The sequence below is a fragment of the Propionibacterium australiense genome (genome assembly GCF_003666605.1).
Lineage (GTDB): Bacteria > Actinomycetota > Actinomycetes > Propionibacteriales > Propionibacteriaceae > Propionibacterium > Propionibacterium australiense.
In genome coordinates this window covers 1-23299 of the sequence record NZ_RCIV01000010.1, presented here as the reverse complement: position 1 = coordinate 23299, position 23299 = coordinate 1, and the positions used below count along the sequence as shown (strand labels likewise).

General features: G+C 71.1%; 16 protein-coding genes. 6 read left to right on the top strand and 10 right to left on the bottom strand.

What is annotated here, in order from left to right:
* Positions 1-29 precede the first annotated feature (29 nt).
* From D9T14_RS08475 to D9T14_RS08435, 9 genes are all read right to left on the bottom strand, one after another.
* Complete coding sequence (locus D9T14_RS08475; protein ID WP_119161983.1) at positions 30-3005, bottom strand: AfsR/SARP family transcriptional regulator; 2976 nt, start codon at positions 3003-3005, stop codon at positions 30-32.
* A complete protein-coding gene (locus D9T14_RS08470) occupies positions 3002-3514 on the bottom strand; it encodes a TadE/TadG family type IV pilus assembly protein (protein ID WP_119161984.1) in 513 nt (170 codons plus the stop codon). Before D9T14_RS08470 ends, D9T14_RS08475 begins: the two co-directional genes overlap by 4 nt.
* A gap of 41 nt (positions 3515-3555) precedes the next feature.
* Complete coding sequence (locus D9T14_RS08465) at positions 3556-3924, bottom strand: TadE/TadG family type IV pilus assembly protein (RefSeq protein WP_119161985.1); 369 nt, start codon at positions 3922-3924, stop codon at positions 3556-3558.
* A gap of 11 nt (positions 3925-3935) precedes the next feature.
* Positions 3936-4115, bottom strand: coding sequence for a hypothetical protein (locus D9T14_RS08460; protein WP_121588223.1), 180 nt, complete (start codon positions 4113-4115; stop codon positions 3936-3938).
* A gap of 86 nt (positions 4116-4201) precedes the next feature.
* The gene (locus D9T14_RS08455) at positions 4202-5110 is read right to left on the bottom strand and encodes a hypothetical protein (RefSeq protein WP_119161987.1); all 909 of its coding nucleotides are present in this window, start codon (positions 5108-5110) and stop codon (positions 4202-4204) included.
* Complete coding sequence (locus tag D9T14_RS08450; RefSeq protein ID WP_119161988.1) at positions 5100-5996, bottom strand: type II secretion system F family protein; 897 nt, start codon at positions 5994-5996, stop codon at positions 5100-5102. The genes D9T14_RS08455 and D9T14_RS08450 overlap by 11 nt, the downstream gene beginning before the upstream one ends.
* Positions 5993-7612, bottom strand: a complete 1620-nt coding sequence (locus D9T14_RS08445; RefSeq protein WP_119161989.1) for a TadA family conjugal transfer-associated ATPase — start codon at positions 7610-7612, stop codon at positions 5993-5995. The genes D9T14_RS08450 and D9T14_RS08445 overlap by 4 nt, the downstream gene beginning before the upstream one ends.
* Positions 7599-8456, bottom strand: a complete 858-nt coding sequence (locus D9T14_RS08440) for a hypothetical protein (RefSeq protein ID WP_119161990.1) — start codon at positions 8454-8456, stop codon at positions 7599-7601. The genes D9T14_RS08445 and D9T14_RS08440 overlap by 14 nt, the downstream gene beginning before the upstream one ends.
* Positions 8456-9100 (bottom strand): SAF domain-containing protein, encoded by a 645-nt coding sequence (locus D9T14_RS08435; protein WP_170175622.1) that lies wholly within the window; start codon positions 9098-9100, stop codon positions 8456-8458. The genes D9T14_RS08440 and D9T14_RS08435 overlap by 1 nt, the downstream gene beginning before the upstream one ends.
* A 298-nt stretch (positions 9101-9398) precedes the next feature.
* Here D9T14_RS08435 and D9T14_RS08430 point away from each other — a divergent pair, with 298 nt between their 5' ends.
* Positions 9399-11060: a glycoside hydrolase family 32 protein gene (locus D9T14_RS08430; RefSeq protein WP_170175623.1), complete on the top strand. Its 1662-nt coding sequence runs from the start codon at positions 9399-9401 to the stop codon at positions 11058-11060.
* Positions 11061-11273: 213 nt separating this feature from the next.
* On the top strand, positions 11274-13214 hold the full coding sequence (locus tag D9T14_RS08425) for a solute carrier family 23 protein (RefSeq protein WP_119161992.1): 1941 nt from the start codon (positions 11274-11276) through the stop codon (positions 13212-13214).
* Between the two features lie 37 nt (positions 13215-13251).
* Here the strand turns inward: D9T14_RS08425 and D9T14_RS08420 are convergent, their stop codons facing one another.
* A complete protein-coding gene (locus tag D9T14_RS08420; protein WP_119161993.1) occupies positions 13252-13605 on the bottom strand; it encodes a DUF2218 domain-containing protein in 354 nt (117 codons plus the stop codon).
* Between the two features lie 1307 nt (positions 13606-14912).
* On the opposite strand from D9T14_RS08420, the gene D9T14_RS08415 reads away from it, so the two are divergent.
* The 4 genes from D9T14_RS08415 to D9T14_RS08400 all read left to right on the top strand — a co-directional run bounded on the left by D9T14_RS08415 (position 14913) and on the right by D9T14_RS08400 (position 23156).
* Positions 14913-20240, top strand: a complete 5328-nt coding sequence (locus D9T14_RS08415) for a DUF6531 domain-containing protein (protein WP_126464142.1) — start codon at positions 14913-14915, stop codon at positions 20238-20240.
* Positions 20241-20278: 38 nt separating this feature from the next.
* Positions 20279-21790, top strand: coding sequence for a pentapeptide repeat-containing protein (locus D9T14_RS08410; RefSeq protein ID WP_119161995.1), 1512 nt, complete (start codon positions 20279-20281; stop codon positions 21788-21790).
* 65 nt (positions 21791-21855) lie between these two features.
* The gene (locus D9T14_RS14470; RefSeq protein WP_119161996.1) at positions 21856-22119 is read left to right on the top strand and encodes a pentapeptide repeat-containing protein; all 264 of its coding nucleotides are present in this window, start codon (positions 21856-21858) and stop codon (positions 22117-22119) included.
* Positions 22116-23156, top strand: coding sequence for an RHS repeat domain-containing protein (locus D9T14_RS08400; RefSeq protein WP_170175624.1), 1041 nt, complete (start codon positions 22116-22118; stop codon positions 23154-23156). Before D9T14_RS14470 ends, D9T14_RS08400 begins: the two co-directional genes overlap by 4 nt.
* The last annotated feature ends 143 nt before the right edge of the window (positions 23157-23299 follow it).

Here is a 23299-nt window from a genome sequence, read left to right as displayed (position 1 = left end):
CTCCCGCCGACGCCAAGGGGCGGGGCCGCTCAGGCCAGGCGGGCCCGCCGGCGGCCCTCCATCACCTCCTGCAGCAGGGTGACGGTCTCGGCGGTCAGGTCGGTGCCGTTCTCCCTCGCCGACCTGGTGATCTGCAGGACGAGCCGTTCGACCTCGGGCCGGTTGCCGGCCAGGTGCTCGGCGCGCAGCAGCACCTGCAGGAGCCGCTCGTCGCCGGGCGCGGCGGCCAGGGCCGTGCCCACTGCGCGGCCGGCCTGCTCGTACTCGCCGCGGCCCAGTCGGCGGCCGCCCAGCTCGACCCCGATGTCGCGGATCGTCGAGATCATGTCCGAACGCTCCTGCTCGGCCCACGCCCACTCGCCCGGGGCGGCGTCGGCCAGCGGGGCGCCGCGCACCAGCGCCAGTCCCTGTTCCAGCGCCGCGTCGCTCACCCGGTTGACGCCCGGCGTGATGAGCAGCTGCAGCTGCTCCCAGTCCGAGGTGACCTGCGGGTGCATCCTGATGCGGCCGCTGTAGGCATCGGGCAGGTAGGGCTCGCCGTCCTCGTCGGTGCCCAGCCAGGCCCGCAGCCGTGACATGTTGGAGCGCCGGGTCGTGTCGGCCACGAGGAGTTCCCGGGTCATCTGGGCGGCGGTACCGGCCGGGTGCATGAGGATCCAGGCGCAGTACTCCTGGCACTGGCGGACGGCTCGCGCGGGGCGGGGGCCCTGCGTGCCCAGCAGCTCGACGGGGCCGAGCAGGCGCAGGAACGGGGTGCTGGGTGCGGGGGCTGTCGGGTTGGCGGGTGGCACGGTGGGCTCCTGGCTGGGCGCGGGGTCGGTGCCCCTGCGCAGGGGCACGATGTCGTCGGGGAGGTCGGTGTCGGTCGTCCACCACCAGGCCTTCGTGAAATCGGTGCTGTCGGCAGCGTCGAGGAGTTCCTCGATGCCGCGGCGGGCCGGTGCCATGACGAGTTCTGGCTCGAACTCGTGGCCGTCGAGACAGGCCCGCTGCTCGGACAGCTCGAGGGCGGCCCGTTCGCCCGGGGCGGGCGGGGCGACGGCGCAGACCCCGATCCGGGTGAGTTCGTCGGCGGTGAACTCGCAGGGCTCGTCGAGCAGCAGCACGACCGGCTCCCACGCCTCGCCGAGCCGGGGGTCCTGCCTCAGTTCGGCCGCGGTCCTGCCGCCGGACAGCGCTGCGGAGCGCTCCGCGACGAGACGCGCCAGCTCGCGCCGCAGGTGCGCCCCGTCCGGGGACGTCCTGATCCGTGGGCTGTCGAGGCGCCCGAGCCAGGCGCAGCCGGGACCGGTCCGCACCTGCACGGCGGGGCCGGACTCGTCGGACAGCTGGATGGCCAGCGCCGCCTGCAGGCCGGCCGAGAGCTCGGGCTGCAGGGTGTCGACGGTCAGCACGCCGCGGGCGAGCAGGTCGACGCGCACCGGGCCGGCCGCCGACGAGCCGAGCCGCACCGGGACGGAGCCGCCGCGGCGCGGCTGGGTCCGGTCCGCCAGCCCGCGGCCGGCGTGGGACCCTGCGCCCGTACCCGGCGCGTGCTCGGGCCGGGCACGGGTGGCGACGGCGGCCAGGGCCGTCTCGACGCGCCGCCCGCGCGCGCCGATCGGCGGGCGGCGCCGCCCCACCGGGCGGGCGTTGAGCTGCCAGCGGCGGCGGGCGGCCAGTGCCGCGACGACCACGGCGGCGGTCGTCGCCCCGATCGGGCCGATGGTCCGCAGCAGGTGTTCGGACAGTTCCCGCTCGTCGGCGAGTGGCCGGGCCTGGTCGTCCTGCCCGGCACCGCCGTCGCCCGGTTCCTCCTCGCCGGTACCGGCCCGTTCGCCGCCGGTCCCGGCACCCGGCGCGGCGGCGCCGTCCCGGGCCTCGTCGCCCGCGGCCGTTCTCCCTGGTGCCCCGGTGCCTGCTGGTGCGTGCTCGGCCCGGGAGGCCGGGGGGTCTTCGCGCGCTGGTTCGTCCGCGGTGGCGCCGTCCCGGGTCTCATCGTCCGCGGCCGCGCCCCCCGGCGCCCCCGTGTCGGCCGGAGCCGGTGCGCGCCCGGCCTGGGATGTCGGGGGGTTCTCGCGTGCTGGCTCGCCCGCGGTGGTCGTCTCGCCGCTGTCCTGCTGTGCCGGTACGGCCAGCACCTGGCCCGGGCGGATGAGCGCCGGGTCGGACACGGCGGCCCGGTTGAGCTCGGCGATGCGGGGCCACTGGGCGCCGTCTCCCAGTTCCTCCCGGGCGATGGCCCACATGCTGTCGCCCTCGTCCACCTGGACCGCGTTCGTGCGGCCGGGCACCGCCACCGGGTCGTCGACCCGGTGGGAGAGCGGCCGGCCCTGCCGGGGGCCGTCATCCGCACGTTCCGCACCGGGCGCCGGTGCGTCCTGGCCGGGCTCGCCGGCCGGCCCCGGGATCTGCAGCATCGTGCCGGGGCGGAGCCGGTCGAGTGGGGAGAGGACGGTCCCGGGGTTCGCCTCGACGATGCGCCGCCAGTCCTCGCCACTGCCGTAGTAGCGTTCCGCCAGGCTCCACAGGTCGTCCCCGTCGGCCACCGTGTGCTGCACGAGTTCCCGCGTCGACGGTGCCGACGCGCCGCCGGGCGCCCCGTTCCCGGTGGGCGGGGGTTCTGCCGCCGCGCCGTCCAGCGGGCTCACCACGGGCGGAGCCTGGCAGGGCTCGTCGGGGGCCGGCTGCTGGAGCGCGACGAGCCCGGCGACGGAGGCGACGAGTGCCGCCGCCAGCGGGGCGAACAGCCTGGCGCCGGGCAGCTCGGGGTGCACCGCGCCGTGGGTGATCGCCCCGATCGTCTCGCAGACGAGGGAGGCGACCAGGAGCAGCCAGGCCAGCCAGCCGAGCACCGTGAGGGCGACGAGGACGAGGGATCCGTCGTCGGGGCGCGAGAACAGCTGGCCCCACCGGACCCGGCCGAGCAGGTCGAGTCGTCCCCAGCGGGCGAGCGCCCACGCCCCGCCCGGGACGAGCGCGAGGAGGGCGAGGACCGCCGCGGCCCTCGCGAGGATTCTTCTCATGGCTGCCGCCCCCTGTAGCTGTCGAGTCGTGAACTGGCGTGCCCGGCCGCGGTGAGCGCGCCGGGCACGGGGATCATCAGATCGGTGAACGGCACCTGGCAGGAGACCTCGACGATGACATCGCCCGCCCCGGCCGGGGCGGCGAAGGCCCCGGTGTCGACGTGGACCACCGGGCTCGTGCAGGTGCTCTGCATGGTCGCCAGATCGGCGCCGACCACCGCTGCCGCCGCCTGCTCGGCCTCGGCCCCGCTGCGGGCCAGGCTCGCGGCGCGCGCCCCGGCCGCCGCCGCCTCACGCACCTGCGAGCGCACCGACCACAGCCGCCAGCCGGCGGTGAGCAGGGCGATGACGAGGACCGCGGCGGGTACGACGACGATCAGTTCCAGGCTCGCCGAGCCCCGCTCCCCGCCGGGGTGCCGGCGGGCGTGCGGTGCGCGTGCCGCGCCGCGGGCCCGACTGGGCCCGTCCGGGCGTGCGCCCGGCATCCTCGGTGCTCGTCGCCGGTTCATGGTTCCTCCCCTCGGTGCCCCGCCCGCTGTGCCGGGGCGGCTCAGCTGTCCTCGGTGGCCCGCGTCGAGCTGGCACCGACCCTGGCCAGCCCAAGGTCGAGGGCGAGCGGCGCGCGGGCCTCGACGCGCACGGTGATCCGCCCCGGGGCGTCCTCGACGGTCGTCGTCACATCGGTCAGCTCTCCGGTCATCGACCGGACGCACTGTTCGACCTGACTCCGCCCCTGCCCGGCCAGCGCCCCGACCTCGGCCGCCGTCATCGCCGCCTGCTGGACCGTGCTGCGGGCGTGCAGCCAGATGCCCGCGTCGATGACGCCGAGCAGGGCGAGCATGACGACCGGGGTCAGGACCGCCCACTGGGCCGACTGGCTGAGCCCCCGCTCGTCGTGGTGGCCGCTCTGTTCGTGCATGGCCGTCGACCTCACGTGGGCATGTGCGCCATGACGTAGGCGCGGACGGCGGCGACGACGACACCGGCGACGGCCACCGCGCCGGCCAGCAGGACGGCGTTCTCGGTGGACTGCGACAGGCCCCGCTCGTCCCGGCCCGCGACCGGGGCGGGTCCGGTGAGGACGCCGATGAGCAGCGCACCGGCGCGCATGAGGGATGCTGGGAGTCGTTTCTTCATGATGGTCTCCTTCGGGCGGGACGGTTCGGGTTGTCGTGACGGTGCGGCTCCCGTCCGGCTCAGGCCAGGCCGGCGAGCCGGAGCATGGGTGGCGCGATGAGGGCCAGGCCGAAGATCATGACCGGCAGCGCCATCCAGACGGTCATGGCCTCGCTGGCCTCCTGGGCCGTGGTGCGTTCGACGGCCAGGTGGGCGTCGCGCAGCTCCTCGACGCGGGCCGCGAGCGGCTCGGTGAGCGCGGCGCCCTGCTCGTCGAGCTGCATGATGTCGGCCAGATCGCCCAGCGCCGGCAGCCTCAGTTCCCCGGCCAGGGCGCGCAGCCCCGGCCACGGGGCGCGCTGCTCCAGGTTCGCCTGCGCCAGCACGCCGCGCACTCGCCGGAACACCGGGGCCGCCGAGACCGACGCCGCCGCCTCGAGCGCCTGCACGCCGGAGCGGTTCGACATGCGTTCCAGCAGCACCAGGTCGAACAGGGTGAGCAGCGCCTCGTCGGCGTCGTAGCGGATCCGTTCGGTGCCCCGGCGCAACGCCAGGTCGGGCCACCACCAGCCGGCCGCCGCCGCCAGCAGCGACAGGCCGGCCGCCGGGGCGGGCAGCGGAGCCCCCATGAGGGCGCTGAGCGCGACGACGAGCGCCGGGACGGCCAAGCCGGCGAGGGCGAGGATGATCTTCTCGGCGACGAAATCGCCGATGGAACGGTCGTGCAGCCCCAGCAGGCTCATGCTCCGTTCGCCGAGCGGGATGTGCAGGCGGGTGTAGGCCCGCGCCCCCAGCCGTTCGAGGGCGCTGTCGGCGTCGTACCCGAGCTCGGCCAGGGCCAGGGCCTCCTGCCCGGTCCGCCCGTCGAGGACGGCGAAGGCGTCGGCCATGCGCACGGCCCGCCGGCACGATCCGAGCAGCACCCAGAAGAGCCCGGCCCCCAGGAGCAGGCCGGCCAGGGCCGCGAGGATGAGGGGTTCAACGATCACGGCGACCACCTGCCTGCTGCAGGACCCGTTCGCGGCGCCGGGGGCGGGCCACCGCCCGCAGCACGAGGAGCGAGCCCAGGTAGGCGGCCAGCAGCAGCGCCCCGACGAGCTGACCGGCCACGGTCGCGTAGGGCGCCAGATAGCCGGGGTTCGCCACGGCCACGGCCGCCAGGACGAGCGCTGTGACGGCCGTGACCTGACGCACCACGACACGCGGCTTGGCCCGTTCCGCCTCGATCTCGCGCAGCGCGGCCAGGCGCCGACGGGTGTGCTCGCCGAGGGCCCGCAGGGCGGCGGCCGAGCCGGTGCCGCCGCGCCGGGCCGCGACGATGAGGGCCGCGATGACGGCGTCGGCGTCGGGACTGGCCAGCTCGTCGGCCATGGCACCCAGCGCGGCATCGAGCGTCCAGCGGGCGTCGAGCCGGGAGATCACCGCGCCGACCGGCCCGCGCAGGGCCTCGGGCAGCTGCGTACGGGTGGCGCGGATCGCGTCGGCGGTCGACTTGCCCGTCGACACCGAGCCGATGAGCAGACGAACCCACCGGTCGAGCGCCTCGAGGACGGCCACGTCCCGGTTGGGCGGAGCGGACAGCAGCGGCGGGAGCACGAGGACGAGGGCGGGCACCCCGAGCAGGACCAGCGGCTGGCGGGTGAGGGCGAACCCGGCGAGCCCGCCGGCCGCGGCGGCGAGCAGCTGCGCCCTGCGCGCCCGGGACGAGCCCGTCCACCACGACACGCACCGTGTCCACAGCCCTGTTGACAACCCTGTGGACGGACGTTTCCGCTGCCCGGGCGAGCCGCCGGGTGCCCCGGCGAGCAGGCCGCGGACGGTGAGGAGCACGCCGATGGCGCACAGCGCGGCGCCGGCTGCGACGAGCGGGCTCATGACCGGCCCCGCTCGTCGGAGGGTTTCGCGTCGGTGAAGGGCGCCAGCTCGGCGAGCAGCTCCTCGCCGGGGTCGAAGACCACGGGAGCTCCGGTGCGGTCGGCCCGGTACACCAGGTGCGTCACCGGGCGGCCGTTCTCGATCGCGCCCGTCAGGGCACGGATCTCGCCGACGAAACGGCGCCGGCCGCCGCCGCGCCAGCTCTCGTCGAGCAGCTGGACGTGCACGAGCAGGTGGATGTTGTAGGCGATCTGGCGGTAGGCCTCGTCGAGGCGCAGCACCCCGCCCGCGGCGACCCGGGCAGCCAGGCGGTCCATCGTCGCCGACGCCGAGTGGGAGTGCGTCGTCGTGAGCGCGCCCGCACCCGACTGCATGGCCTGCAGCATCGCCCCCGCCTCGTCGCCGCGCACCTCGCCGACGACCAGCCGGGTGAGGTTCTGGCGCAGGGCCTCCGGGATCAGGTCGGCCACCGTGTACTCGCCGATGCGGCGGCCGTCGACCACCTCGCCGAGCCCGATCGTGGCCTGGAGCGCCACCATGTTGCGGCGCCGCGGCTGCAGGTGGGTGAGCAGCTCGTAGTCGGTCTCGAGGGTGCCGAAACGCTCGGTGGCCGGGATCGCGTCGACGAGCGCCCGCAGCAGGGTCGTCTTGCCGGCGCCCTGGTCGCCCGAGATGACGATGGACAGGCGCGCCAGCACCGCGCGGCGCAGCAGGTCCGCGACCTCGCGGGGCATGAGCCCGCCGGCGGCAAGCTGGTCCAGGCCGATGTCGGTGAGCAGGTGCTGGCGGATGATGACGGAGGGCCGGTCGGCCAGCCCGAAGCCGATGGCGTGCAGCCGGAAGCGGTCGCCGACAGCGACGGTGATCGTCGGGTGCGCGTCGTCGAAGGGCCGGGGCGGGTTCGCGTTCTCGCCGAGGAACCGCACCGCCGCGACGAGCTCCTCGTCCGAGTCGGCAACCGGCTCCAGTTCGCGGCGGCGCCCGTCTCCGAACTGGGCGACGACGCTGTCGAAGCCGTGGATCTCGATGTTCTCGGCGTCGGGGATGTCGAAGACCGGCTGCATGCGCCCGTAACCGAAGATCGCGTCCTCGACGGCCTGCACGTAACGTCTCTCGAGCGCCAGCGGCCACAACGCCTGGCCGGAGCGGGTCAGCTCGTCGGCGTGCTCGTGCACGACCCGGGTGATGACCGAGCGCCCCATGAGGCGGCGGTCCTCGGGCGTCATCGGGTGCCGGTGCTCCTGCTCCCACTGCTCCTGGCGTTCGGTGATGAGTTCGGACGCGGTGGCCCGCAGGGCGATGACGATCTGCCAGTCCGGCCTGGTGTCCTCGCCGAGGACCTGCACCGAGGCTGCCTCGCGCCTGGCCGGGCCGGCCCGCCCCGAGGCCTCGCCGATCGGCTCCTGCCCGGTGCCGGCCGGCTCACCGGTCTGCGGCACGGACAGCCGCCGGGCGGCCGGGTGACCGTCCCGGCCCTGCGGCTGGTTCTGCTCACGCAGCGCCCGGGCCGCCCAGCCGGCCGGCGGGGCAGTGGGGCGCAGCGCGGAGAACGCCTGGCCGAGTCCGATGCCGGGCAGGTCCGCTGGGCCGGGGCGGGCCGTCTCATGCGCGCTCATCGCTGCTCCTGGCGGTGGCATCGCCGGCAGCCACGGGCAGTGGTGCCCGGGCCGGGCCGGTGGCGGAGGCGAGTGCGGACGCCGCCGCCCGGGCGCTGCGCATGAGGCCCCGCTGCTCGAAGCGCCTCGGCGCCGGCAGGCCGTCACTCAGCACCGCCGCCTGGTCGGGCCGCCAGCCGATGTCGGCCACGACGGCCAGGCCGAGCTGGTGGGCGATCTCGGCGTTGCTGTACGGCATGCCGGGGCCGACGACGAGGAAACCCGGCTCGGCGCCCGCCGCCGTGTCGAGGATCGACTCGCGCAGCCCGTCCAGGTGCAGGCGCGCGGCGGCCAGTGACCGCAGGCTGCTGCGCACCACGACGAGCACCGCGCCGGCGGCGGCGAGCAGTGGGCGGGGCAGGCCGGTGCGCCCGATCCGCCCGGCGTCGACGATCACGTCGACACCGCTGCCGGACAGGGCCGCGAGCGCCTCGGCCAGTTCCGCCCAGACCGGCTCGAAGACGACGGCGGAACCCGGATGCGTGAACCCGGGCAGGAAACGCCGGACCGGCCCCGGGCCGGGGGCCTGCTCGTCCGGCCCGCCCCGGCCGGCGTCGAGCAGGTCGACGGTGCGCCCCCACAGCAGCGGGGCCACCGGCTGCAGCTCCCGGTGCGCCTGCGCCAGGTCGACGAGCCCCCGCGAGGCGAGCGGGGCGGCGTGCAGCCAGCCGGCCTGCACCGCCTGGGCGGGGTCGCGGTCGCAGTCGACGAGCAGCACGCTGCGCGGCCAGCCGAGCGCCAGGGCCAGGGCCGAGGTGGTGACGCCCGGCGAACCGGTCGCCGAACACAGCAGGACGAGGGTCATCAGGCACCGCCGGTCTGCACGACGACGAGACGGTCCACGGCGGCCAGGGAGGCCAGGTGCAGCGCGATGTCGGCGGGCACCTGAACGTCGAGCGACCAGGAGCCGTCGCTGGCCTGGGCCGGCTCGCCGACGACGGTGCCGGGCGTCTGCTCCCTGGCGAATTCCGCGTCGGGATCGTCAGTCGGTGCCGGGGCGGTGGCCAGGATCACGGTGGAGCCCGGCGTGAGGGTGCCCGGGACGCGCCCGGCGGGCAGGTGCAGACCGACCACAGAGAAGCCGTCGGCGATCCGCGGCTCGCCGATGGCGTCCGCCGCGACGAGGGAGCCGGCCGGCAGGTCGACGAGCGCGGTCTGTCCGATGAGGGTGTCGATGTCCTCGGCGGGCACGGTGGAGACCCCGGCGGCCACGCCGATGCTCGTCGTGGTGAGGGCGGCGGCGTCGACGGGCTCGCCCTTGGCGAGCGCGCGGGCGGCGACGACCACCTGGCGCGCATGCGTCGTCTGCTGCCAGGCGAGCACGCAGCCGAGACCGCCGAGGCAGGCGCAGAGGACGCCGACGAGGATCAGCCGCGGGCTGCGGCGGGCACGCAGCGAGGGGCCTGCCGCCCGCTGCAGGAAGGTGGGCATCGGGTGCGCTGGAGCCATGGGAGTGGGCCTTTCGCGGGGCCTCCGTCGGCCCCGTAGCCTGAAGCCAACCCGCCGCGCCCGCCGGGGCACAAGGGTTCGGGCCGAATGTGGACAAGCCCTGCCGGTCACGCGGGCCCGGTGGGCGCCGGGGCGGCTCGCCTGCACCGAAGCGCCACCGGCCCGCCCCGCGGCCCACGGGCCCGGCCACCACTCGGGACGGGTATCGTTGGGGCGCCGGAACCGAGAGACCGAGCCGGCCCGCGGGAAGCCGCCGGACGGTTCCGGACCCCTACCGCGAGGAACTGGACGCACGCTCATGAGCACCGACTCCCCCCTTGCCGGCACCACGGCCCCGCCCCGCCGGCCACAGCCGTGGCTCGTAGCGCCCGAGGATCGCGTCCGGCTGCCGTCCGCCGAGCAGGCCGCGCACGCGCAGGCCGATCCCGCGCGTCCCCGCTGGCACGTCACGCCCGCCTGGGGGTGGATGAACGACCCCAATGGCCTGAGCGTGTGGCCCGGGCCCGACGGCGGCCCGCTGGTGCACCTGTTCTATCAGCACAATCCCTGCGCCCCGGTGCACCAGCGCATCGAGTGGGGCCACCAGTACTCCTCCGACCTGATCCACTGGCACGACCTTCCGGTCGCCCTTCGCCCCGACGACGACGGCCCCGACGCCTACGGCTGCTGGTCCGGGATCGTGCTCGCCGACGAGCGCACCCTGCCGGACGGCAGCCGCACCGTGGTGCCCACCATGCTGTACTCGGGCGCCTCCACGCGCCCCACCCAGACCGCCTGCCTGGCCACCGCCGTACCCGGCGACCCCCTGCTGACCCGCTGGGTCAAGCACCCGGGCAATCCCGTCATCGACGCGGCCCCCGCCTCAACCGGCGGGCTCACGGTGCCCGAGATGCGTGACCACTCGGCGTGGCGCGAGGACGGCCGCTGGTTCCAGGTGATGGGCGCCGGCCTGCCGGGCGCCGGCCGCGGCGGCGCGCAGGCGGGCGCGGCCCTGTGCTTCTCCAGCGACGACCTGCGCAGCTGGAGCTACGAGGGTCCCCTGGCCGTCGGCGACGGCGACGCGGGAGGCACCGGCAGCGTCTGGGAGTGCCCTGAGCTGGTGCGCCTGGGCGGGACCGACGTGCTGTTCGTCTCCGCCTGGCACGCCTCCCGCACGCTGCGTTCGATGTGGATGACCGGGTGCCGTACCGGGACCCGCATGAGCATCGACGTCACCGGGCGGTGTGACCTGGGCGAGAACTACTTCTACGCACCGCAGTCCGTGCTCCTGCCCGACGGGCGGCGCGTCGCCATCGGCTGGATGCAGCCCAACGGCACGCAGGCACAGCGGCTCGCCGCGGGCTGGGCCGGCTCCATGTCGATCCCGCGGGAGGTCACTCTCGGCGCCGACGGCACGCTCCGCTTCCACCCGATCGCCGAGGCCGACTCCCTGCGCTCCCGGCAGCTCGTGGACGCCGCCGGGGCCGACGCGATCGCCGCGGCATGCGGCGACGGCCTGCGCGGCGACAGCCTCGACCTGGTGCTCACCGGGCGCCTGGGCGAGTCGGACGGCGACGTCGTCGTGGACCTGGGCGTGTCGGACGACGGCGCTCGGCGCACCCGGCTGCGGCTGACCCGCCGTGCCCCGGCCGGAGCCGTCGGCCAGGACGCCTGGGCGGGCCGGCTGAGCCTGGACCGCTCAGCCTCCACCGCGCCCGGGTCGGTCTGGGAGGCGCCGGACCGGGCGGAGCTGGCCGGGCCGGTGCCGCTCGACGCTGGTGGCGGGGTGCACCTGCGGGTGCTGAGGGACCGCTCCAGCCTGGAGGTCTTCGTCAACGGGCAGCCGCTCTCCGCCCGGCTGGGGGTGGCGCCGGGCGACGACGGCGTGCGGGTCCGTGCGGGCGCGCTCGCCGATGCCCGGCTGCGGGTGTGGACCATGGCCGACGCCTACGCCGGCAGGCTCGCCCCGGCCGCCGGCTGACCACCCTCGCTGTCACGGGGGCGCTGCCGAGCCGGCGATCACCTCCGGCCCGGAACCATCCGCCCCGCGCACCGGGCGGGTTCGCTTCCCGCGCCGAGGCCGCTGGCGCGCGGCACCTGCGGCCCACCCGCGTTCACCAGGCAGTCCGGCGGGGCGGCCGGCGGCCGGCTCCGGGACAATGTGGGGGCACGCCGTCATCAGGAGTTCTCCCACATGTCAGAAACCGTCACCACCGCACAGGCGAAGGACCCGGTCGACCAGGTGCCCCCGGTGGGCAAGCTGGCCGTGCTCGGGGTCCAGCACGTCCTGGCCTTCTACGCGGGCGCGGTCGTCGTCCCCCTGGTCATCGCCAGCGGCCTCGGCCTCGACTCGGCGACCACGATCCATCTCATCAACGCCGACCTGTTCACCTGCGGCATCGCCTCGATCATCCAGTCGGCCGGTCTCGGCCCGCGCATCGGCGTGCGCCTGCCCCTGCTGCAGGGGGTCACCTTCACCGCGGTGAGCCCGCTCATCGCCATCGGCCTGGCCAACGGCGGCGGGACCGCCGGGCTCGGCGCGATGTACGGCTCGATCATCGCGGCCGGCCTGCTCACCTTCCTCGCCGCGCCGCTGTTCGCGAAGCTGCTGCGCTTCTTCCCGCCCGTGGTCACCGGCACCCTGCTGACGATCATGGGCACCACGCTCATGAACGTCGCCGCCTCCGACATCGTCTCGTGGGGCACCAACGCCGAGGCGGGCCAGGACGCCGCTGCTCTCACCGTCCGCGGCCTGTGCTACGCCCTCTTCACGCTCGCCGTCATCGTCGTCGTGCAGTGGCTGTTCAAGGGCTTCGTCGCCACCATCTCGGTGCTCATCGGCCTGGTCGTCGGCACCCTGGCGGCCCTCCTGCTCGGCGACGCCGACTTCTCGGCCGTCGGCTCCTCCGCCGTCATCGGGGTCACGACGCCCTTCTACTTCGGCCTGCCGCGGTTCACGGTGGCCGGCATCATCTCCATGGTCATCGTCATGGCCATCACCGCCGTCGAGACCACCGGCGACGTCTTCGCCACCGGCGAGGTGGTGGGCCGGCGCATCACCTCCGAGCACATCGCCAAGGCCCTGCGCGCCGACGGCCTGTCCACGCTGCTCGGCGGGATCCTCAACTCGTTCCCCTACACCTGCTTCGCCCAGAACGTCGGCCTCGTGCGCCTGTCGCGGGTGAAGTCCCGCTGGGTCGTCACCGCGGCCGGCGGCATCATGATCGTCCTGGGCCTGCTGCCCAAGGCCGGCGCCGTCGTCGACTCGATCCCCGCGCCGGTCATCGGCGGCGCCTCGCTGGCCATGTTCGCCTCCGTCGCCGTCGTCGGCATTCAGACCCTCCAGAAGGTCGACCTGCACGACAACCGGAACGCCGTCATCGTGTCCACCTCGATCGGTCTGGCCCTGCTCGTCACCCTTCAGCCCCAGCTCGCCGAGATGGTGCCCGGCTGGCTGCAGATCTTCTTCGGCTCCGGCGTCACCCTCGGCGCCATCGTCGCGATCGCCCTCAACGTCCTGTTCTTCCACGTCGGCCCGCACCGCACACCCGACGTGGCGGTCAGTGACGGCCGCAAGATCAGCCTCGAGGACGTCAACCAGATGAGCGAGGCCGACTTCGTGTCCACCTTCGGCTCGCTGTTCAGCGGCCCCACCTGGCCCGTCGAGCGCGCCGCGCAGGCCCGCCCCTTCGCCTCCGTGCGTGCCCTGCGCGAGGCGTTCGAGGACGCCGTCCTCACCGCGGACCCGGCCGACCAGGCCGCCCTCGTGAACGGCTACTTCGACATCGCCGAGCTCATCGACGAGGAACGGGGCGATGGGCAGGCCCGGCTCGACACCGGCTCCATCGCCCTCGACCGCATGGACGATGTGCAGCGCAGCGAGATCGCCGCCGCATCGGCCGCCTACCGGGAGCGTTTCGGCATGCCGCTGGTCGTCTGCGTGGCGAACCTCGCCTCCCGCGAGCAGCTGATCGCCGACGCCTGGCGCCGCGTCGAGCACTCGCCCGAGCTGGAGCGCCGGGTGGCGCTGGGTCAGATCGTCGACATCGCCGAGAACCGCTTCGACAAACTCGTCGCCGACGCGAACCCGGTGCGCACCGCCTGGGCCCGCAAGTTCGAGCAGCTCGAGCGCTGAACCCCGGGGCAGATGGGGCTGGCCGCGAAACCGGGCCTCAGTCGCGCCGTTCCGGGCGCCTCTCGTCGGGGTCGTAGGGGCCCTGTGTCGTACCGTCGGCGCCGTCGGCACGCCTCCAGGCCACGACGAGCCGGTCGGTCGCGCCGAAGCGCCCGAGGTGCCTGCCCACGAGCTCCTCGAAACGGTCCAGGTCGGCGGCGTCCAGGTCCAGGACGAGCGCGTGCGTCTCGCTGGTGAGCGTGCAGACGGCGCCGGTGCCCGGGAAGGAGATCGTGCCGGTGCCGGTCTCCTCGTCCCAGCTCGTCTCGCAGCGGCGGCTCATGTGGCTCGTCAACTGCTTGGCGTACCGTCCGGGGCGTTCGGTGGCCACCCGGGCCTGGGCTGTTGCCATGTGTGTCTCCTCGTCGGGGCTCATCGGACGTGACGGGTGCAGGCCCCGGGCGGTGCGTCGAAGGGCGCGGTGGCACCCATGAGGCGGGCCGGGGCGGCGATCACGCCGGTGACCACCATGATGTCCGCTACAGGCAAGGCTAGCCTTCTATCAAGGGCTCCCAGTCCCGACGAGACGACGGCCGCCATGCCGAACTGGGAACCACCCGGCAGGGCAGTGGCCCGGCCGCCCGCGCCGGGTAACGTCGACCCGGCCCGGCCCGCCGTCCCAGCGGGTTCGGGTTGTCCTTCTCACCCTGCTTTTCCTCTGGGGGTTGTCCCTGGTTGTGCCCTGGGTTGGGGTGGTGGGTTCTGGTGGTGGGGGTGACGGGTGCAGGTGGTGGGGTTTAGCGTTCTTGTCCGGTGGCCGTGCACCCCCTATGCGGCTGCTGTGAGGTGTTTCTCGTGGGTGAGTATTCGGACAAGCTTGGTGCCTATGACGAGCCGGTGCCGTTTGATGGTGCGGCTGATGGGTTGAAGTCTGCTGCGACGGTGTTGTCGGGCACGTTGAAGGATCAGGGGGCCTCGCGGTCGGGGTGGGCTACGACCGCGTTGACGGAGTTTCGGGGTCATTACGCGGACGTGTTCGACGCGAACAGTCAGGCCGCGTGTGATGATTGTTCGAATATTGCGTCGGCGCTGGATGCGTTGGCCGTGGATGTTCAGACGATGAAGGAGGCCGCGGCGGCCGAGCGTGAGCGGCGTCGTCAGGCGAAGGAGTGGGCTGAGCGGCAGGACCGGGAGACGTTTTTGAAGAGGGGCTGGGACTGGTTGACGAACCGGGATCAGCCTCCGGCTGGTCCGCCGGCGAAACCGGTGGTGGATGCGGAGGCCCCGACGGTGGCCAGTTGGTCTGAGCCGGGCCCGGGTGCCGCTGGTGGGGTGTCGTCGGCGCGTCCTGATGATCTGCGGACGTATTCGTCGAACGTGTCGGGTGCGAATGACACTGTGGTGACGCAGAAGGGCACCCTGGAGGGCGCGATCACTGATTTCGTGGAGCGGTGTTCGTGGTGCAGTATCAACACGTCGGGGATCACGGGCGCGTTGGCGTCGTTTGAGGCGAACAATGCGAATGAGGTCCGGTGGGTGGACACGGTTGCTGCGGCGTTCGAGGCGGCTGGTGGGTCCGGGACCGTGTCGAGTTTGTCGGATGTGACGCTGGCGGAGTGTCTTGCTGCTGCTGGTGTGGCGGAGACTCGTAGGCCGTTGGACGTTCAGGCGCCGTCGATTCAGGGGGACCCGCAGACGTCGGGGTACGCCGATGACCCGGTGAACACGACGACCGGGAATTTCGTGGAGCCGGAGACGGACCTGTCGTTCACCGGCGGGGCGGCGAGTCTGGTGTTCTCGCGGATGTACAACTCGCTGTCGCAGGTGGTGGGTTCGTTCGGCCCGGGTTGGGCGTCGACAGCGGACGAGCACCTCGTCTTCAATGATGAGGGCGCGGTGTGGGTGCAGGCGTCGGGCCGGCACGTCGTGTTCCCGAGACTTGCCGATGGCTGGGACCGGGCCGACGGGGACAGTTTCTGGCTCACCACCATCCCCGACACCACCGCCCCCGGTGCCGGTGAGAACACCACTGTCGCTGCTATTGCCGGTGATGCTGCTGGCGTTGGCGGCGGTGGCACTGAGGTTGTTGCCGGCGAGGCCGCTGCCGGTGGGGCCACTGCTGCTGGTGGTGGGTTTGTGGTGTCGGACAATGCTGGTGGCCGGTGGTGTTTCGACCGGGCGGGCCGGCCGGCCTGGACGAGTCGTGGTGCGGGGACGCGGGTGGACTATGAGTGGGCTGGTGGTCGGCTTGTGGGCTTGTGGCATGAGTGGGGCCGCGGCATCCGGTTGGTGTGGGACCCCGAGGGCAGCCGCGTGGTGGCCTTGGTGGCCAGTGATGGGCGCCGGGTGGACTACGCCTATGACGGGTCGGGCCGCCTGACCGCTGCTGTGTCTGATGGTGGAGCCACCCGGACCTACGCGTGGAATGAGCAGGGCCTGATCTGCCGGGTTACGGATCCCGATGGTGTGGTGGAGGTCGAGAACACCTACAACCAGCTCGGCCAGGTCGTCACCCAGCGCTCCGCATTCGGCCGGGTTTCTCATTATTCGTATCTGCCGGGTGGTGTGACGCAGGTCGCTGACGCCGATGGGGGTCGGGCGAATACGTGGGTTCATGACCGGAAGGGTCGTCTGGTCGGGATGGTCGATGCGGACGGGTACCGGCAGAGTATTGGTTGGGACCGGTGGGGCAACCGGGTGCTGGTGACCGGCCGGGATGGTCGGGCCACGATCTGCCGGTATGACGAGCGGGGGCGGCTGGCCACCCGGGTGGAGGAGACCGGCGCCCGGTCGGACTACGAGTATGACGGTCTGGATCGGGTGGTGCGGGTCAGTGTCACCACCGGCGACGGGCAGGGCGGGCCTGCTGGCACTACCGGTGGGGACGAGCAGGCGGGGCTGGCGGTCACGACGTACGAGTACTCCGGTTCGGACCGCAACCCATCGACCATCACGGATCCCGAGGGCGGGGTGTCCTACCTGACGTGGGATCGGAATCTGTTGGTCGGGGTGGTTGATCCGACCGGTGTGCCGGTGCGGTTGGGTTATGACGAGCATGGTGATCTGGTGTCGTCGACGAACGCGGCCGGTGACACCGCGCGGCTTGTGCGTGACGATGCCGGACGGGTTGTGGCGGCTGTGACGCCGCTGGGCTATCGGACCGAGTACCGCTACGACCAGGCCGGGCGGCTGGCCTCGCGCCAGGACCCGGACGGGGCCGTGTGGCGATACGAGCACACCGCCGGCGGCCGGCTGTCGGTGATCGTGGCTCCGGATGGCGGGTGTACTCGGGTGGAGTACGGGCCGGGTGGGGCCGAGCATGCGACGACTGATCCGTTGGGCCGGAGGGTTGTTATGGGTTATGACGACCTGGGGAACACGGCTGAGGCGGTGTTGCCTGATGGGAGCCGGTGGGAGTTCGGTTATGACGGGTTGTCGCGTCTGCGGTGGGTGACCGACGCGGCTGGTGGTAGGGCCGAGTTGTCCTATGACAAGAACGGGAATCTGACGGGTTCGACCGACCCGACCGGCGTGGTCCAGAGTTTCGGGTACGGGCCGGCGGGCCTGCCCGTACGGGCGGCTGATCCGGTCTCGGAGGTTGGGGCCGGCTGGGATGGGCTGGGGCGGCTCGTTGAGCAGGTTGATGAGGATGGCTCGGTCACCCGGGTGCGTCATGACCTGTGTGGGCGGCCTGTGGAGGTCGTTGACGCGACCGGGGGTGTGACCCGTGTTGAGCGTGACGCGGCGGGGCGGCCGGTGCGGATCACCCAGCCTGGTGGGGCGTGTTTTGGTTATGAGTATGACGTGTGTGGCCGGTGGTCGGCGACGGTCAGTACGGGCGGGCGGCGTTATGAGATCTGTTATGACGCTGACGGCAGGATTGTCGGTGAGGTCTGGCCGACCGGTGAGCGGGTCCGTACTCGGTTTGATGAGTGTGGGCGGATTGTTGAGCGGTTTGAGCCGGGCCGGGGGTTGACCAGGTTCGGTTATGACCGGTGTGGGCGGATCAGTTGGGTGCGGGACACGTGGAATGGGCATCGCCGGTTCGGCTATGACGCGGCGGGTCAGCTCGTGAGCGTGACGAACGCGCTGGGCGGGGTCACCTGTTTCGACTACGACGAGTTGGGCAGGGTTGTTGCCGCGATCGACCCGATGGGCGGGCGCAGTGGTTTCGGCTATGACCGGATGGGCCGGTTGACGAGCCGGACGGACCCGAACGGGCGGACCGCCCATTTCTCCTATGACAAGGCAGGTCGCCGCACGATGGTGCGTGACGGGGCGGGGACGGCGGTCGAGTTCTCCTATGACTGCTCGGGCCGGTTGAGCGGCACCGTGGCCGACGGCGCGACGTTGATGACCCGCAGCCTTGATTTCGCCGGCCGTCGGCTGATGATGACCGGGGCCGGCGGGCGTACCGAGGCGTTGACGTGGAATGCGCTGGGCCTGCTGGTCGAGCGGCGCCGCGGCGACCAGGTCGTGCGCTGGGGCTATGACGCCGACGGGCGGCGTACCTGGATGAGGCACCCGGACGGCTCGGTCACCCGCTACGAGTACGACGACGACAGTCGGCTGTGCGCTGTGGAGCATCCGGGGCTGGGGCGGGCCGAGATCACTCGTGATGGGATCGGCCGGGTCACCGGGCTGGACGCCGAGGGGCTGCACGCAACATGGCGGTGGGAGGCCGGGGGCCTGGTCGCTCACGAGGTGAACCGGAGAGGTTTCGTCCAGTCCACCCGGATCGAGCGTGACAGCGATGGGCGTGTGGTGGCGCAGACGGTGGACGGTATCCGTACCGAGTACAGCTATGACGCGGCCGGTCAGCTGGTGCAGAGCCTGGACAGTGAGGGTTTCGCCGGGGCGTACCGGTGGGACGAGAACGGGCGCATGGTGCGCCGGGAGTACGACGGGCAGGCCACAACGTTCACCTACGACCGGGCCGGCCAGTTGCTGTCCCGCAGTGACCGGCACGGCCGTACCGTGTACGCCTACGACGGTGCGGGCCGCCGGGTTCGTGAGCAGGGCCCTGATGGTGAGCGCCGGTATGGCTGGGATCCCCGCGGTTTTCTCGACAGCATCACCGAGATCGTTCACGACGGGGACCGGGTGCGGGCCCGTACCCGGCGTCTGGACGTCGACCAGGTCGGTGAGCTGGCCTCGGTCGACGACCTGCCGGTGGTGTGGGACACCGCGGCCGGTTCGGGCTCACTCGCCGGGATCGGTGAGCTACCGGTCGTGGACGTGGGGGTCGGTGTCGGCCTCGGCGGACGGGCCCCGGGCTGGCTGACCAGTACCAGAGGCACCCGAGACGGTGAGCCCATCGACCCCTGGCAGACCCTCCAGGCCACCGGTCTTGCCCCTGGCCAAGGCGGCGACAGCGGCCCGGCGCAGGGCCCCGGACGGCTGGGCGATGACTGGCTGGCGCAGCTCCTGAGCCCCGGCCCCGGGACGGGCGGCGGTGATGGCGACGGCGATGGGTTCGCCGCCCCGTGGGGTGTGGGGCTGACCGGTTCTGGTGGTCTCACGGTCGCTGGTATGGAATGGACCGGCGCCCGGGTCTATGACCCGGTTACGGCCGGTTTCCTGTCCACCGATCCGTTGCCGCCTGTGCTTGGTGCAGGGTGGGCCGCGAACCCGTACTCGTATGCGGGGAACGACCCGGTGAACCTGTCCGACCCCACAGGGTTGCGGCCGCTCAGTGACGCGGACCTGCAGGGGTGGAAGGACCAGCACAAGACCGGGCTGGCTGCGGCCGGGGACTGGGTGAAGGACAACTGGGAGTACCTCGCCGCCGGGGCGGCGATCGTCGCCGGGGTGGCTCTCATGTGTACCGGTGTCGGCAGCGGGGCTGGGCTCGCGCTCATGGCCGCTTCTGGCGCCCTCATGTCCGGCGGGATCAGTATCGCCAGCCAGAAGTACTCCAACGGCAGCGTGAACTGGGGTCATGTCGGTGTCGAGGCAGCGATCGGGGCGGTGGCGGGCCTGGCCGGTGGTGGCGCCTACGCCGGTGTGCGGGCCGCGTCCCAGGGCATGAGTTGTCTGGGCCGTAACGTGCTCGCCGGTGCCGCCAGTGGCGCGGCTGACGGTGGCCTGTCCAGTGGCCTGGGCTATCTGGCCGGGCCCGGCCCCCACACCCCCGGCGGGCTCACGCAGGCCACCGGGCTGGGTGCCCTGCAGGGCGGTGGTCTCGGTGCCGCCGGCGGTGCCCTGTCGAAGGTCTCCGGTGTCACCGACATCGGTTGTTTCCGGGCCGGTACCCAAGTGCTCATGGCCGACGGAACGGCCAAGAACATCGAGGACGTCACCGAGGGCGACCAGGTGCTGTCCTGGGACCCCGATCAGGGACAGAACACCGCCAGCCGCGTGGCCCGCACCTTCGTCCACGACAAGGTCGCCACACTGCGCGTCACCACCGAGGCCGGTGAACTCGTCACCACCACGAACCATCCCTTCTACGTCGAACACAAGGGATGGACACCGGCCGGTGAACTCACCGCAGGCGACCAGCTCCGCGACCCCGACGGCGGAACGGTCACCGTCACCCGCCTGCAGGCCACCGGTACCATGGAGACCGTCCACAATCTCGGTGTCGCGGGAACCCACAACTACTACGTCCGCACTGGCACCACCTGGGCCCTCGCCCACAACAGCGGAAGCCCCTCCAAGACATGCCAGGAGATCACCCAGAAAATCCAAGAACTCGCCCAAGCAGAAGCCGACAAAGGCATCAAAGCACTACGCGAAGGTTTCTCCCCAGAACAAATTGAAGCCCTCAAAAAGAAACCATGGCTCGAGAAAATGTTCGCCGGCACAACAATCCATAATCGCGTCAAAGAGGAAATTAGGAAGCTGTTCCCAAGTGTTGAATATAGTTCAAACGATGGTCCCGATTTCAGGATTCCGAAAGAGCTGAGTGGAGCAGATGTCGATGAGTACGTAGAACTCACCACCGGAGGACAGATACCGGCGCACCGGCGAAGAGCCGCAAGGGACTCCCGCTACGAGGACGCTCAATACGCCGAGTACGAGTTCCCCGGCAAAAACCCGTGACCAGCCAACCCGCCAACCAACCACAGGAAGAAACCTCAATGGCCCTCATTGACCAATTCAGAGAGACAGAGTCTGGCCGTCCAGAAAACGTTGTCATGTATGGCCAAGAGTTCGATAGTGCTGATTTCAGCGGGGGCAAGATCGATTGGTTTTCCGTCGATCGTTCAGTGTTCAGGAATTGTGACTTCCGCAAGGTAAGGGTAGAACGGGCGTCATGGGGCGGGGCCGAGTGGACTGTCTTCGAGGATTGTGTCTTTGATGGTTCGCGGATCCGGTTCAATGGAGTCATAAACACCCGATTTCAGAACTGCTCCTTCCAGAATGTTATTTTGAGTAAATGGGACTCGTCGAAATTTGAGCTGATTGGCTGCACGTTTTCCGGCAGGCTTCGTTCTTGTATGTTCAAGGGGCGGTCTGATTCTGCTTTGAATGCGCCGGTCAATGTTGTTTTGGACAATGACTTCAGTGGCGCTGAGTTCATCGACTCGGATTTTCGGTGGGGAGTTGACCTCACGCGGCAGAAACTGCCTGAGGGACTTAGTGTTTTCTATGCCGAGGATTCGGCTGCGGCTATCACTGCCGCGCAGGCCCGTGTTCCCCTGATTACTGATCCTGAACTTCGGGAAAGGGTTGACAGCTGGCTCGATACCCTCACGATGTATCCAGAGGCTGGTCAGAAGCAGTTATTCGTGACTGCAAGGACTTTCTCCAAGCCTGGCTGGCCGACTTTGCGGGCCGTGCTTGCCGGGGACGATCCCAATGATCCGCCCCGGCCGCCAGCGCCTACGCCAAAGAAAAAGACCGCTAAGAAGACCACTGGTACTCGCAAGAAGGCTGCTAGTGTCGGGGCCAGGAAACCCGAGTCCAGTGCAGGAACCATTGATTCTGATGTTGCCGAGTGGGGCGGCAAACTAGCTGGCGGTGACAAGGCTGGTCGGCAGGAGGCTGCAGACAGTCTTACTGCTCTGCTTCGCGATCCCAGCACCAGTGGTAGCCGCCGTGCACAAGCTGCTCAGGCCCTTGCTGCGAGTCTGCCCGATACCGAGGATGATGCGCTGGTCGCCAATCTCGCCGGCGCCATACTTCCCGCCAGTACGGTTTTCACCAACACGCATTTTGCGGCCGGTAGCGTGTTCACCGGCGCGACCGCCGAGGGCGACTTGACTTTTGCAGGCTGTGTTTTCCACGGGCCGGTCGATCTGACCGATCTCACCGTTAACGGAACAACTACCATTACCGGTTGCGTCTTCAATCGGCCGACAGATTTCGGTCGGGCCGAGTTCAATGGGCCTGCTGATTTCACAGGGACTCGTTTCGAGAGCATGGCAAATTTCACACTAGCCCAGTTCAATGACTCCTTGGACCTGACCGACGTGCAGTTCTGGGGTGACACATCACTCGAAGCTGACTTCACCGGACCCGTCACCTTCCGCCGGACCATGTTCCAGGCTGACACCAAGAAGTCTATCCCTCTTGAGTTCGGTTACGAGAACCACGGTCTGCCCGAGGGAACCATTTGGGGTCCTGGCGGGCCTGGTTGGCTCTACTAGACACAACAACCATCCCCGCGCGTCCACACCCCGCGTGTCAAAGCCTACCCCTGGGAGAGACTCCAATGGTCCTCATCGACCATTTTAGGAACAAGTATGGCCGCCAGGAAGATGTTGACATGTATGATCAGGAGTTCGATGGCGCTGATTTCAGTGGGGCCAAGGTTGGTTACTTCGAGTTGCGTGATTCCGTCTTGCGGAGCTGCGACTTCAGTAAGACCAGGATTGAGTACGCCGTGTTTGTCGGGAGTAAGAGGCTGAGGCGGTGTTGCCTGATGGGAGTCGGTGGGAGTTCGGTTATGACGGGTTGTCGCGGCTGCGGTGGGTGATTGATGCTGTTGGTGGTAGGGCTGAGTTGTCCTATGACCGGGACGGGAATCTGACGGGTTCGACCGATCCGACCGGCGTGGTCCAGGACTTCGGGTATGGGCCGGCGGGCCTGCCCGTGCGGGCTGCTGATCCGGCCTCGGAGGTTGGGGCCGGTTGGGATGGGCTGGGGCGGCTTGTTGAGCAGGTTGATGAGGATGGCTCGGTCACCCGGTACGAGTACGACCCCGACGAGCGGGTCAGCGCGGTGGAGCACCCGGGGCTGGGGCGTGCCGAGATCGACCGCGACGAGTTGGGGCGTGTCACGGCGGTGACGGCGCCCGGGGTGCGGGCCGAGTGGACGTGGCGGGCCGGGGCCGTGGTGGCCCAGCGTGTTGAGCGCAATGGTTTCGTGCGTACGACCCGGATCGAGCGGGACAGTGACGGGCGCGTGGTGGCGCAGACGGTGGACGGTGTGCGTACCGAGTTCAGTTATGACGCGGCCGGTCAGCTCGTGCGGGCCGTCTCGGGTGAGGGCATCGTCACGGTTTTCGTGTGGGACCTGAATGGTCGGTTGGTGGCGCAGACCAGTGGCGGGCGGCGTACCGAGTACGGATATGACGCATCGGGGCAGCTGGAGCAGATGCGCCGCCCGGACGGCAGCCGCGTGTGGTACACCCATGACGCGGCCGGTCGCAGGACCGGTGAGCGGGGCGAGGATGGCTGGTCCCGGGTGTTCGATTGGGATCCGCAGGGTTTCCTGGAGCGTGTCACCACCATCACGGACGCGGGCGGGTCTGCTGCGGTGACCGAGTTGCGGGCTGACGCCCTTGGCGCTCTGGCCTGGGTCAACGGTGAGCAGATCACGTGGGACGAGGTGTGGGGCGGGGCGCCGATCCAGGTCGGTGACGTGCCCATCGTGGACGTGGGGGCCGGTATCGGTGTGGGCGGGCCCTCGGGTGGCTGGTTGTTGCCGGACCGTGCCGGGCATGACGCCGCCGCTGGGCTGTGGGATCTGGGCGCTGAGGGTTTTGGTGGCTCTTCCCAATCGAGGGTGTAGTCCGGGCTGTGGGTTCGTCGGCGCGTCGGTGAGTGGTGGGAGTCGAGGTCTTCCAAGGATGGAAGTTCTCACACTGCCCATCTGGAAGACCTCGACGTGCCTGACATTACCCCGCCGGCCGGTTTCGGCCGTCCCGATCTGAC